A 12,572-nucleotide genomic window follows, 5' to 3' on the forward strand; every position below is an offset into this window, starting at 1 on the left:
CGTAGGTGTGCGCCTGCGCCGCCGATAGGCGGGCAGGGCTTGGGTCTGCGCGAATGCGGGGTTGCCGTTGTTCTGTAGAGCCGAGCCCATGCTCGGCTGCATTTTGTGGAGTGCAGCCGAGCATGGGCTCGGCTCTACAGATGACCGTGCAGCCGAGCATGGGCTCGGCTCTACAGGCCCCCCTCAGCCGTGCTCGAAGCGCAGCGGCTGGCCACCCATCGCCGGGTCGCTGGTGGCAGGGCGTCCGTCTTCGGCGCGGCCCGCCAGGCGCAGCTCGCTGTCACCGGCCACCACGTGCAGGTCATACCAGCCGGCGGTGGGCGCTGCGTCCCATGCCAGCGTGGTCTGCGCGCCGGCAGCCAGGGTCAGCGTCTTCTCCGGCATGTGCCCGGCATAGGCGCCGGCATGCACACGCACCGACTGCGCGTCACTGCCGGCATTGCGCAGCTGCAACCGCAGCTGGCCATCGCTCTGTTCAACCTGGGCCTGCAGCACCGGTGCACCGGCAACGCCACGGAAGTGCCGGTGGAAGCCGTTCGATCCCAATAGCCACAGGTCGTAGCGGCCGTGCGCATCCAGTGCCCAGCGGTCCTGCAGCGGTGCACCGGGCAGCACCGTGTAGCGGCGCGGCAGGGCAGTCAGCTGCAGGCGGTCGTAGACATGCAGCACGCTGGCCGCGCCTTCGCAGGCCAGCTGCAGGGTCACACCGTCCGCGGCAAGCGCGTCCACCTGCGCCTGCGGGCGATACGGCAATGCACGCGACGGGCGCGTGCCCGCTTCCTGGTGCGCCGCCTGCAGGCCGTCGGGCAGCGCCGGCACAGTGCGACCCGGCAGGGCGGCAGCGCGCGCGGCGGTGGCGCTCACATCGGGCAGCCCACGCACGAACGGGCGGGTATCGCGCTGGGCGAAATCGAAGGCATTGGTCAGGTCGCCGCACACCGCGCGGCGCCACGGCGAGATGTCCGGCGCGGCCACGCCGAAGCGGCGTTCGATCAGGCGCAGCACCGAGGTGTGGTCGTACACCTGCGAATCGACCCAGCCGCCACGGCTCCAGGGCGAGATCACATACAGCGGTACGCGCGGGCCCAGGCCATAGGGGCGGCCACGCAGTTCGGCAACGTCGTACTTCTCATCGCCCGGTGCCGGGTGCTGGTGGTACTCGCCGTCGGTGCTGACCGACGAAGCGCCCGCCCAGCTGCCATCGGATCGTGCCGATGGAGGTGCCGGCGGCGGCACGTGATCGAAGAAACCATCGTTCTCGTCGAACATCAGCAGCAGCGCGGTACGGCTCCACACCTCCGGGTCGGCGGTCAGCGCGTCGAGCACGCGCGCGGTGTAGGCCGCGCCCTGGGCCGGGCTGGAAGGGCCCGGGTGCTCGCTGCCGGCGGCATCGGCGATGATGAAGCTGACCTGCGGCAGGCGGCCATCGATGGCGTCCTGGCGCAGCTGGGCCAGGCCCCGCGTGCTGACCCCGCGCTGGCGCAGCGCATCGTCGTGGCCCGGCGCGCCGCTGTAGGCCTGGCGGAAGGTCTCGAAGCCGGCCAGCGGGTTGTCGGTGAAGTTGTCGGCCATGTCCTGGTAGATCTGCCAGGACACGCCCGCCTGCTGCAGGCGCTCGACATAGCTGGCCCAGCGGTACGACTCCGGATGCCCGCCGTGCTCCGGGAAATTGTCGTGCGAGTTGGCGATCACCGGGCCGCCCGCGCGGGCGAAGGCATCGTTGTGGCCGGTCCACAGGTACACCCGGTTCGGGTTGGTGCCGGCCTGCATGGCGCAGTGGTAGGCATCGCAGATGGTGAACGCTTCGGCCAGGGCGAACTGGAAGGGCAGGTCGGCGCGCTGGAAATAGCCCATGGCGTGGTTCTGCTTGGCCATCGGCCAGTGGCCCATGCGGCCGTGGTCCCACGCGCGCTGCGCGTCGGGCCAGGTGTGCGGGGTGCCTTCCACGCGCATGTAGCCGAAGTGTGCGGCCGTATCCAGCGGGAACGGCGCGATCGCGCGCTGGCCGCTGGCATCGGGCTGCAGCCACAGGCTGCGTGGGCCGTCCCCGCCGGCCAGCGGCGCGGCGGGGGCGACGAAGCGGTCGCCGAAACCACGTACGCCCGGCAGGGTGCCGAAGTAGTGGTCGAACGAGCGGTTTTCCTGCATGAACACCACGATGTGCTGCAGGTCCTGCAGGCTGCGCGTCTGCGCGGCCGGGGCGATGGCTGCCGCCCGGGCGATGCTGGGCAGCAGCGGTGCCAGGCCGGCGGCGACGCCGGCCTGCAACAACCGGCGTCGGCCGATATCAGTCACGAATGCCTCACAGATCCACGCGGAAGGAGATGCCGACGGTGCGCGGCGCGCCGATGAAGGCCGCGTTGGCACCGTCCACCCCTGCAAGATAGCGCTTGTCGGTCAGGTTGCTCACCACCAGGTTGGCGCCCATGCCCTTTAGGCGCGGCGACAGGCCCTCCAGGTCGAAGCCGATGTTGGCGTTGAAGATGGTGGCCGAGGGCAGCTTGTTGACGTTGGCCGCGTCCAGGTAGCGGGTGCCGAGGTAGCGGCCGGACAGGCCGAAGTTCCAGTTCTCACCCTGCCAGTCGGCCGACAGCACCAGGATCTGCTCGGGCTGGCCGATCACCTTGGCGCCATCGACGATGCCCAGCTGGGTGTCACGCGCGGCATCGCCGCTGCCCAGGTACTTGGAGCGGTTGTAGGTGTAAGCCGCGTTGACCCGCCAGCCGTTGTCCCAGCCGTAGCCGAAGGCGGCTTCCAGGCCGTTGCTTTCCACGCCGCCGAAGTTCTCGTAGACGCCGTCGGTCTCGCCCAGGTAGTCGATGCCGCTGACGAAACCGGCCGGCAGGTAGACGATGCGGTTGTCGAACTTGATGTTGTACAGGGTGACCGAGGCGGTCAGCGGCCAGCGGCTGATGCGCATGCCCACTTCAATGTTGTCGGCCGTTTCCGGTTCGACGTTGCGGAAGCGCTGCGGGTCGGTTTCGCCGAGCACGCCGGAAGGAATCGCGGCGAAGTTCTGCGAGAAGCCGGCGAACAGTTCCATGCCTTCCACGCCCGGTGCCCAGGTGAAGCCGGTGGACAGCAGCGGATCGGACTTGGAGTCCGAGGTCACGTGCTCGCTGGCACCGATCACGCGGTTGCGCGACTGGTCGACGAAGAACTGCTTGACGCCCACGCGCGCGCTGAACGGGCCGAAGCGGGCCACGTCCTCGACGTAGTACATCTGCTCGTCGACCTTGTACTTGTCCTCGAACTGCACCCAGTACGGCTGGTGGTCGAAGCCGATGTCCTGGCCGACGTTGAGCAGGCGGTGCCAGTCGCGGCGCGCGGAGCGGTCCAGCTTCTCCACCCACAGGCCGCCGCGGATCGTGTTGTCGACGCCGCCGAAGGTCTGCCGCCATTCGACATCGGCGGTCACGCCCATGCGGTCGTTGTCGTAGTGGGTGTGACGGTAGGACTGCGCGCCCAGCACGTTGCCGGCGTAGCAGTTGGGATCATATTCGGCGCTGAAGCCCACGCGCGGCGTGCAGCCGGCAATCGGCTGGGCGCTGCTGCCATCGGGGTTCACGAAGTAGATCTGGCCCAGGTTGCTGCCGCCGTAGACGGTGCTGCCGCCGAGGTATTCGGACTGCGGGCGGCCGGCGCCATCATTGGTGACATCGGCCAGGTAAGGCGGCAGCCAGTCGCCGCGGCCCTGCATGCGGTGGCCATAGGCGGCCATCGAGGCCTTGAAGCCGTTGCCGCCGTCGAAGGCCGCGCGCAGGTAGCCGAAGGTGTTTTCGCGCAGCGCACGTGAACCGGAACGGTAGTTCTGGTCCAGGTAGGGAATGCCGGTGAGGGTGCCGACCAGGTTGTCGCGGTCCGGGTTGGTGGCGAAGCCCTGCGGCGAAACGCTGGTGTACTCCGGCTCGTCGGCATCGTTGTAGGACAGGTAGCCGGTCAGCGTCCAGCGGTCCAGTTCAGTGATGAACTTGCCGGCGATATGGTCATTGCTGGTCTTGCCGCTGCCATCGATCCAGTCGCTTACGCGGGCCGAGGACGCGCTGACCCAGGCGCGGGTGTGGCCGCCGAGCACGCCGGTGTCGTAGCGCACGTAGTACTTGCGCGCATCGTTGTCACCGGCGCCGGCGACGAAGCGCAGTCGGCTGTCATGCAGCGGATCACTGGTGAGGAAGTTGAGCGTGCCACCCAACGCTTCGTTCGAACGCGAGGAGATATCGGCCGTGCCCTGGCTGACCTCCACCGTTTCCAGGTCGAGGGTGTCGATGTAGCGGTTGGCCATCGAGCCGCCGCCGTAGCCCGAGCCACCGTTGGGCAGGCCATCGATGGTGGTGCCGATCTGCTGCGTATCGCGGTTGGTCACGAAGCCGCGCATGCTGATCTGCGTGCCCCACACCGACGAGCCGGTCGCATCGGCCTCGCTGACCACGACGCCCGGCACTTCGTTGAGCGCGCCGTTGACGCTGCTCAGCACGGTCTGGCGGTTCAGTGTCTCGGTGCGCACCGACGTCTTGGCGTAACTGGTGGCCTGGCCGATCACCTGTACCTGGTCCAGGGTTCGTGCGTCGGCGCTGCGCGTTTCGGCGGCCTCGCCCTGCGGTGCTTCGGCCAGGGCGTCCAGTGCGGGGGCGATCAGCAGGGCAAGCAGCGAAACACGGGGAAAACGCGCAATCGTTCGCATCGATACCGGACCTCAAGTGGGGGAAGCCCGGGAGTGTCGGCAGGATGAATGACATGGGAGTGACGTTCAGATGCAGGCTTCATGTTGCGTGACGGCCGACACTGTGAACCGCTGCGCTCAGTAACGTGCGTCCTTCGGCTTGGGATCGCGCGGCCAGTCCTTGCCCTTGCCGGCGAAATCCGGCCGCGGCTGGTGGATGAAGTAGTCGGCGATGTCCACCGCGTCCTGGTCGGGCATCACCTGCTGGCCCAGCGGTGGTTCGCGGCCCGCTGCCGGCGGCATGTTGTGCTTGACGAAGCTGGCCGCCTTGTACAGCCGTGCCATGCCGGCGCCGATGTTGAAGCTGCGCTCGCCCCACAGCGGCGGGAAGGCGATATCGCCGCTGCCATCGCGGCGGCCCTCGCCGTTGCCGCCGTGACAGGCGGCACACTGCGCTGCATACAGGGCCTGGCCGCGCACGCGGTCGGGCACCAGCGAGGAATCGATCGGCCCTTCGCTTGGCGCCGACACGCGCGCGCCGTCGGGTACGGGGCGGCTAAGCCAGGCCATGTATTCCAGCATGGCGCGCATCGGTGGTGCGTCGCGGGCCAGCGGCTTGCCGTTCATCGAACGCTGCAGGCAGCCGTTGATGCGTTCGACCAGGCCGATCTCCTTGCCGGGGCGGGTCATGTAGCGCGGGTAGCTGCCGCCGCCGGTGTTGAGGTAGTGGTTGCCGAAAGGCCGCTTGCCCTCGGCCATGTGGCAGGAGTTGCAGTTCAGGTCATTGCCCACGTTGTCCGGCAGCAGGCGTGCGGTCTCGTTGAGCAGGCGGCGGCCGTACATCACCGCATCGCCATTGCCGAGGCTGGCGATCTCTTCGGCGCTGGGCATGTGGTACGCGCCGACCCGCGCGCCCTGTGCGTCGAGGATGTCCAGCGTGGCGGGGGTGGCATCCAGCGACGGATGGCGGTACGCGTACAGCAGTGCGGCGGCTGCGGCCACCACCAGTACGCCGATGGCAATGACAATGGCCGCGCTTCTGCGCTTGCGTGAGCGCCTCATGGTGCCACCTCCTGCGGAACCACATGCACGGGTTTGTCGCGCACCACCCTGCGCATGCGCGCGATGTCGGCTTCGCTCACCGCGCTGGCCTGGTTGCCCCAGCTGCTGCGGATGAAGGTCAGGATCTGCGCGAGCTGGGCGTTGGGCAGATGCTCGAAGCCGGGCATCGAGAAGGCCATCCGGTCGTGCGGCGTGTGCGGCGTGCGGCCACCGGCCAGGGTGACCTGCACCAGCGAACTCGGGTCATCGGCGAAGACGATGGAGTTGCCGGCCAGGGCAGGGTAGATGCGCGGCATGCCACGGCCATCGGCGCGGTGGCAGGCCTGGCAGTGCTCGGCATAGGCCAGCGAACCCTCCACGCGGTAGTCGCCGTCGCGCAGCGCGGTGGTGGTCGTGTCGGGGCCTGCAATCCACTGCGTGCTGCGGCCGGCGCGCGGCGGCAGCTGCTTCAGGTAACGGGCCATGGCCAGCAGGTCGGCGTCGGTCAGGTACTGGGTGCTGTGTTCCACCACGTCGGCCATGCCGCCGAACGCGGCGGAGCGATCGGTGCGGCCGGTACGCAGGAACTCGACGATCTCGTCCTGGCTCCAGCTGGCCAGGCCGGTGGCTTCGTTGCGCAGGTTCTTCGCATACCAGCCTTCCAGTACCGAACCGGAGAGGAAGCGGCGGCTTTCGTCATCAGCCATGGCGGTTTCCTGGAAGGCCACGCCGCGCGGGGTATGGCAGGCGCCACAGTGCGCCAGGCCCTCCACCAGTTCGGCGCCGCGCTGCTGGCCGGCATCCAGCGAAGGATCGGCAACGAAGCTGCGGGGGCGGGCAAACAGCAGTTGCCACCACGCCAGCGGCCAGCGCATGTTGGCCGGCCAGGGGATGGTGCTGTCAGCGTTGTGCTGGCGCACCGGCTGCACCGCACCCATGAAATAGGCATACAGCGCGCGGATCTCGTCGTCGCTGGCGATCACGTAGGAGGCGTAGGGCATGGCCGGATACAGCGGCTGGCCGTCATGGCGGATGCCGCGGCGGACCGCGCGCTCGAAATCGGCATAGTCATAGGCGCCGATGCCGGTGGCCGGGTCCGGCGTGATGTTGGTCGAGTAGAGCGTGCCCATCGGCGTCTGCATGCCCAACCCGCCGGCGAAGGGCCGGCCGCCGGGCGCGGTGTGGCAGGCGGCGCAGTCGGCCGCACGCGACAGGTACTGGCCGCGCGCGATCAAGGCCGGATCGTGGATGTCGACCACGGCAGGCTGGCGCGGCGCGAACCAGTACGGCGTGCTGCGGGCGATGCCCCAGGCCGCACCGACAGCGGCGGCCAGGGCAAGAAGGAGCTTGAGCGAGGTACGCATGGCCGCACTGTCGGCAAACGCGCGGGCCCGTTCATTGATCCGGATCAATGCTTTGTCCGTGAACGACATCCGACGAAGCTGAATCGATCCCGGCTTGTCATCAACCCGTCATCGACCTGCGATAGATGCGCCCGGTCGCGCCCGCTAACCTGCCACGCTGTCGCACCTTTCCCCGATTGCCCATGAAACGCCCGCTGCTGCTGTTGCTGGCGTGCGCCGGCCTGTGGCTGGCTGCATGCTCATCCTCGATCACCGCCTCGTCCACCTCGCTCAGCGACCAGCTGATCGCGCCCGGTGGCGTGTCCACGTTGCTGGACCAGCCGCGCATCGCCGCGGCCATCGCCGAGCTGCCCAACCGCCATGGCTTCCTGCCGGGACGCGATGGCGTGCCGATCTTCTGGCGTGCGTTCGATGCGGGCGACTACGGCGCCCGCTACCACTACCTGCCGCAGCGCCATGAAAACGGCCAGCCGCTGGACACCGGGCTGAGCCTCACCGTGCCGCAGCCGTTCCGTGCGCAGGCGCCGCGCGGCACCGTGGTGCTGCTGCACGGTTGGATGATGAATGGTGATTCGATGCTGCCGTGGTCGCTGCAGCTGGCCGAATCGGGATACCGCGTGGTCACCCTGGACCTGCGCAACCACGGCCAGTCCGGGCATGGGCCGTCCGGCTATGGCACCTACGAATCGGACGACGTGGTCGATGTGATCGGCGAACTGCGCGCGCGTGGCGAAGTGACCGGGCCGCTGTACCTGTTCGGCGTCTCCTACGGCGCGGCCACGGCGGTGTTCACCGCTGACAAGCTGGGTGACCAGGTGGCCGGCGTGGTGGCGATGGAATCGTTCGCCAATGCCGGCGTGGCGATCCGCACGATGATCCCGCACCTGATGGCGCTGCAGCCGGAAGGCCTGAAGGCGCAGGCGGTCGCGTCCTACGCGCGCTGGCGCTACGGCGGCCAGGACATCAACCAGGTGATCGCCGCGGCCAGCCGCCGCATCGATGTCGACCTGGACCAGGTGGACGTGGCCCGCGCGCTGGCCGATACCCGCGCCTGCGTGCTGCTGCTGCACGGCCAGGGCGACCAGCACATTCCGGTCAGCCAGGGCCGCGAGCTTGCCCTGGCCAACCCGCGCGCGCACTACATCGAGATGCGCGGCGAAGACCACATCACCCTGCCGCTGCGCCTGGACCTGCTGGCCGGCGTGGTCGACGACTGGATGGCGCAGGACGAACACCACCCGCGCACGACCTGCCCGGCACCGCAGCTGCCCGCCCAGGCCGAGTGGCTGGTGCGTACCTGAAAAAAAGGGGACGGAGGGGATTAAGTCGCTTGTGGCACAAACGACTTGATCCCCTCCGTCCCCTTTTTTGGGTTCAGGGCAGGCGGCGGGCGAGGGCGCGGGCCGAGGCGGCGACGCCGAGCAGCAGCGCGGCCACGCACAGGAAGGCGAACCCCAGCGTGGTCAGGTGGGCCAGCCCGCCGATCGCGGCCGGACCGGCGAGGATGCCAGCGTAGCCCAGCGTGGTCACCGCGGTGATGGCGATGCTTTCGGGCATCGCACGCTGCTGGCCAGCCATCGAGAACAGCGCCGGCACGATGTTGGCGCAGCCCAGGCCGACCATCACGTAGCCGATCAGTGCCACGGCGAAAGAGGGCACCAGCGTGGCCAGGGCGAAGCCGGTGGCGGCGGTGATGCCACCAATGACGATGGTGCGCGTGCGGCCAAGGCGCTCGACGATGCCGTCGCCGAACAGGCGCATCGCGGTCATCGCCAGGGTGAACACCGCGAAGCCGGCACCGGCCTGGTCACGCGGCACCTGCCGGACGTCGGCCAGGAACACCGCGCTCCAGTCGAGCATCGAGCCTTCGGCCAGGAACACGATGAAGGCCAGCACGCTGATGAACAGCACCACGCCATGTGGAATGGCCAGCATCGGGCCGTCATGGGCGATGCGCTGCGCGCGCCAGTGCGGTGCCGCCAGCAGCGCTACCACCAGCAATGCGGCCACCGACAGCAGGGCCGCCATCCACAGCGGCGTGCCCAGCAACAGCAGGCCGGTCATGCAGCCAGCACCGACGAAGCCACCGATGCTGTAGAACGCGTGGAAGCCGGACATCATCGCGCGGCCGGCATCGCGTTCGACCGCGACCGCCTGCATGTTCATCGTGCAGTCCATGGCGCCGACACCAGCACCGAACAGGAACAGCGCCGCGCCCAGTGCCAACGGCGAGGGAGCGAGCGACAGCAACGGCAGCGCCAGCAGAATCAACGCGGTGGTGATGACCATCAGGCGGCGGCAGCCCAGGCGTCCGCTCAACGCGCCGGCCAGCGGCATGGCCAGCAGCGAGCCGAGGCCCAGGCAGAGCAGCACGGCGCCCAGGCTGGCATCGGACAGGCCGGCCTTGGCCTTGGCATAGGGCACCATCGGCGCCCAGGCAGCAGTGGCAAAACCGGGAATGAGGAAGGCGGCGCGGGTGGCGTGCTGCTGGGCACGCGGGGAAGAAGGCGTCATGCGCAGGAAAGGCTCCGGAGAATCCCTGCCATGAAAACGTTTTCAGCTGGCGTGGGCAAGTGCCATTCGTGTCATCCCGCTGCGAATACGAATGCAGCGTCGCTCGCCGCACATGCAGAGGCCCGCGATACCGGTGGGCATCGCGGGCCTCGCTGCTTGCTACGGCGCAGCGCTTACAGCGGCAGGTCGAACACCAGCACTTCCGCGTCGTTGCCGTTCTCCAGGGTCAGCTGTGCTTCGTCGCTGACCTGCAGTGCATCGCCGGCATCGAGGGTGATGCCGTTGACCTGCAGCTGGCCACGGGCGACCTGCACGTAGGCGCCACGGCCATTGCCCAGTGCGTGGTGCAGCTTCTGGCTGCCATCGAGGATGGTGGCGTAGATGCGGGCGTCCTGCTGGATGCGCAGCGAACCGTCGGCACCGTCCGGCGAGGCGATCAGGCGCAGCTGGCCGCGCTTGGTCTCCGGCGCGAAGTGGGTCTCGCGGTAGGAGGGTTCGATGTTCTCGCTGTCCGGGAAGACCCAGATCTGCAGGAAGTGCACCGGATCGGTGGCCGAGTGGTTGAACTCGCTGTGGCTGACGCCGCTGCCGGCGCTCATCACCTGCACGTCGCCGTAGCGCAGTACCGAACCGGTGCCCATCGAGTCCTTGTGCTCCAGCGCACCGCCCAGCACGTAGGAAATGATTTCCATGTTGCTGTGGCTGTGGGTGCCGAAGCCCTGGCCGCCGATGACCTTGTCTTCGTTGATGACGCGCAGCGGGCCGAAGCTGACGTAGCGCGGATCGTAGTAGCCGGCGAAGGAGAAGGTGTGGCGGGAAGACAGCCAGCCATGCTCGGCCAGGCCACGGGTAGCGCTCTTGCGGATCTGCAGCATGATGATCTCTCCTTGTTCGATGGTTTCGATGGGGCGGGGTGGGCCGGTGGCCGCTGTGTTTCCCCGTTGAAGAGAAGTATCCACTTGCACCCCGGGTTTGAAAAACGGATAGTTTTGACAGCCATCATCGAAAATTTCGAATGCTCAAGCTCAGCCTCGATGCCCTGCAGATCCTCGATGCCATCGACCGCCGCGGCTCGTTTGCCGCCGCCGGCAAGGCCCTGCACAAGGTGCCCTCGACCATCTCCTACACCGTGGCCAAGCTGGAGGAGGACCTGGGCGTGCAGCTGTTCGACCGGGTCGGCCCCCGCGCCGAGCTGACTGAGGCCGGTCGCGCCCTGCTGGACGAGGGTCGCCACCTGCTGCGCGCTGCCCGCGAGCTGGAGCTGCGGGTGCGCCGGGTGGCCTCCGGTTGGGAGGCCGAACTGAGCCTGGCGGTGGATTCGATGTTCCCGACCTGGCTGCTGGGCCCGGACATTGCCGCGTTCCGCGGCATCGAAGCGCCGACGCGCCTGCGTCTGTTCGGCGAAGCGCTGTCGGGCACCTGGGAGGCGCTGCTGGACCGTCGCGCCGACCTGCTGGTGGCTGCAGCGGGCGAGGGGCCCAGTGGTGGCGGTTATATGGTGGAGCCGCTGGGCAGCGTTGATTTCGTGTTCGCGGTGGCGCCGGATCATCCGCTGGCGCAGGTGCCGGGCGCACTGGGCCGCGAGCAGCTGGCCGAGCACTGCGCCATTGCCGTGTCCGATTCCGCGCGCCGCCTGCTGCCACGCACCGTGGGCCTGTTGATGGGCCAGGAGATGCTGACGGTGCCGGACATGGCCAGCAAGCTGAAGCTGCAGTGCGAGGGTGTGGGATTCGGTTTCCTGCCCGAGCCGTGCGCGCGCGCGGCGGTGGCGCGTGGTCAGCTGGTGATCCGCGAGGTGGAGGAGCCGAAGCCGGAGGAGACGTTCTGGCTGGCGTGGCGCACGGGTGAGGATGGTGCGGCATTGCGCTGGTGGCGCGAGCGGTTGCGCAGGCCGGAGCTGCTGGCGCAGTGGTGGCAGGCAATGGGGTAGATCCACGCCATGCGTGGATGAGGGTTTTCTTTTGCAGGGCTGCGCCCTGCACCTGCCGAATCAACGTCAACGTCAACGGCAGAAGCTGGTTATCCGTGGGATGGCGGGGTGGGTCCGGTTGAGGGGGACGCCGTGACCCCCCCTCCGGGGTCCGGCCCAGCCGCTGGCGGCTGTGCGTTCGGGCGCTTGCGAAGCAGTGCTTCGCAAGCAAAGCGCCCTCACCCATGGGGGCTTGGTCGCCGCTTGCTGGTGTGCGCTGTCCTGCGCACACGGCAAGACCGGGGTTGGGCGTCCTGCCCAACCCGCCGGAGGCATGCCTCGGGCCCATGCGGCTCACACCCCCTCAACCGGACCCACCCCGCCTTCGACAGACTTCCGCGATCTGTCGGAGCACGGGGTCGGATCCCGTTGCTGCGCAACGGGCTCTGACCCCGAATGAATTTTGATATCTGATAGAAAAAACGTGTCGACCAAGGTCGACACCTACCAACAGCGGCGCAGTAGAGCCACGCCATGCGTGGATGAACTCATTCGATATCTGACAGATGTGCCGACCAACGGTCGGCACCCACCAACAGCAGCAGTTGCCAACAGCCGCCGACCAACTGTCGAAGGCGGGGCACTGTGGGTTTGCGGGGTGTGAGCCGCATGGATGCGGCGACCAAGCCCCCATGGATGGGTTTACGGCGTCCCCGCAAACCCACAGTGCCCCGCCATCCCACGGAATGCCGCTCTGGATTTTGACGTTGCCGTTGCTTGAAGGCCTCTGCAGGTGCAGGGCGCAGCCCTGCCGAAAACGCAAAAAAAAAACAGCAGGCCGGAGCCTGCTGTTTCGGTGTAATGGTGCGCCCGGAGAGATTCGAACTCCCGACCGCCTGGTTCGTAGCCAGGTACTCTATCCAACTGAGCTACGGGCGCCAATTACATAAACTTGTTGTATTGATCGTGTGTGGTGCGCCCGGAGAGATTCGAACTCCCGACCGCCTGGTTCGTAGCCAGGTACTCTATCCAACTGAGCTACGGGCGCGCGGTACACAATCAATTTTGTTACTACATTTTACCG

8 protein-coding genes and 2 tRNA genes are annotated in these 12,572 nt (G+C 67.9%); 2 read left to right on the forward strand and 8 right to left on the reverse strand.

Features of this window, described 5'->3' with window-relative positions; all coding sequences use genetic code 11:
* Positions 1 to 183: 183 nt before the first annotated feature.
* The 4 genes from C1925_RS08425 to C1925_RS08440 form a co-directional block, all read right to left on the reverse strand.
* The gene (locus tag C1925_RS08425) at positions 184 to 2,295 is read right to left on the reverse strand and encodes a phospholipase C, phosphocholine-specific (RefSeq protein WP_108768490.1); all 2,112 of its coding nucleotides are present in this window, start codon (positions 2,293 to 2,295) and stop codon (positions 184 to 186) included.
* 7 nt (positions 2,296 to 2,302) lie between these two features.
* A complete protein-coding gene (locus C1925_RS08430; RefSeq protein ID WP_108768491.1) occupies positions 2,303 to 4,681 on the reverse strand; it encodes a TonB-dependent receptor in 2,379 nt (792 codons plus the stop codon).
* 117 nt (positions 4,682 to 4,798) lie between these two features.
* On the reverse strand, positions 4,799 to 5,722 hold the full coding sequence (locus tag C1925_RS08435) for a c-type cytochrome (RefSeq protein WP_108768492.1): 924 nt from the start codon (positions 5,720 to 5,722) through the stop codon (positions 4,799 to 4,801).
* Positions 5,719 to 7,065, reverse strand: coding sequence for a cytochrome c (locus C1925_RS08440; protein ID WP_108770652.1), 1,347 nt, complete (start codon positions 7,063 to 7,065; stop codon positions 5,719 to 5,721). Before C1925_RS08440 ends, C1925_RS08435 begins: the two co-directional genes overlap by 4 nt.
* 182 nt (positions 7,066 to 7,247) lie before the next feature.
* Between C1925_RS08440 and C1925_RS08445 the strand changes: the two genes are divergently transcribed.
* Entirely contained in the window at positions 7,248 to 8,366 is a 1,119-nt protein-coding gene (locus C1925_RS08445; RefSeq protein ID WP_108768493.1) for an alpha/beta fold hydrolase, read from the forward strand.
* Positions 8,367 to 8,439: 73 nt separating this feature from the next.
* Here C1925_RS08445 and C1925_RS08450 read toward each other — a convergent pair whose 3' ends face one another.
* Together C1925_RS08450 and C1925_RS08455 are read right to left on the reverse strand one after the other, a co-directional pair.
* Complete coding sequence (locus C1925_RS08450; protein ID WP_108768494.1) at positions 8,440 to 9,579, reverse strand: MFS transporter; 1,140 nt, start codon at positions 9,577 to 9,579, stop codon at positions 8,440 to 8,442.
* Positions 9,580 to 9,752: 173 nt separating this feature from the next.
* Positions 9,753 to 10,454, reverse strand: coding sequence for a pirin family protein (locus C1925_RS08455; protein WP_079221472.1), 702 nt, complete (start codon positions 10,452 to 10,454; stop codon positions 9,753 to 9,755).
* A 140-nt stretch (positions 10,455 to 10,594) separates the two neighbouring features.
* Here C1925_RS08455 and C1925_RS08460 point away from each other — a divergent pair, with 140 nt between their 5' ends.
* Positions 10,595 to 11,509, forward strand: a complete 915-nt coding sequence (locus tag C1925_RS08460; RefSeq protein WP_108768495.1) for a LysR substrate-binding domain-containing protein — start codon at positions 10,595 to 10,597, stop codon at positions 11,507 to 11,509.
* An 841-nt stretch (positions 11,510 to 12,350) separates the two neighbouring features.
* Here the strand turns inward: C1925_RS08460 and C1925_RS08465 are convergent.
* A tRNA-Arg gene (locus C1925_RS08465) sits at positions 12,351 to 12,427 on the reverse strand.
* A 32-nt stretch (positions 12,428 to 12,459) separates the two neighbouring features.
* A tRNA-Arg gene (locus C1925_RS08470) sits at positions 12,460 to 12,536 on the reverse strand.
* Between the last annotated feature and the right edge of the window lie 36 nt (positions 12,537 to 12,572).

Source organism: Stenotrophomonas sp. SAU14A_NAIMI4_5, assembly GCF_003086795.1.
GTDB lineage: Bacteria > Pseudomonadota > Gammaproteobacteria > Xanthomonadales > Xanthomonadaceae > Stenotrophomonas.

What these genes read in the sequence shown, in the direction of transcription:
- C1925_RS08430 (WP_108768491.1), bottom strand. Translation starts at nt 4,681, where the DNA reads ATGCGAACGATTGCGCGTTTTCCCCGTGTTTCGCTGCTTGCCCTGCTG.
- C1925_RS08435 (WP_108768492.1), bottom strand. Translation starts at nt 5,722, where the DNA reads ATGAGGCGCTCACGCAAGCGCAGAAGCGCGGCCATTGTCATTGCCATC.
- C1925_RS08440 (WP_108770652.1), bottom strand. Translation starts at nt 7,065, where the DNA reads ATGCGTACCTCGCTCAAGCTCCTTCTTGCCCTGGCCGCCGCTGTCGGT.
- C1925_RS08445 (WP_108768493.1), top strand. Translation starts at nt 7,248, where the DNA reads ATGAAACGCCCGCTGCTGCTGTTGCTGGCGTGCGCCGGCCTGTGGCTG.
- C1925_RS08450 (WP_108768494.1), bottom strand. Translation starts at nt 9,579, where the DNA reads ATGACGCCTTCTTCCCCGCGTGCCCAGCAGCACGCCACCCGCGCCGCC.
- C1925_RS08455 (WP_079221472.1), bottom strand. Translation starts at nt 10,454, where the DNA reads ATGCTGCAGATCCGCAAGAGCGCTACCCGTGGCCTGGCCGAGCATGGC.
- C1925_RS08460 (WP_108768495.1), top strand. Translation starts at nt 10,595, where the DNA reads ATGCTCAAGCTCAGCCTCGATGCCCTGCAGATCCTCGATGCCATCGAC.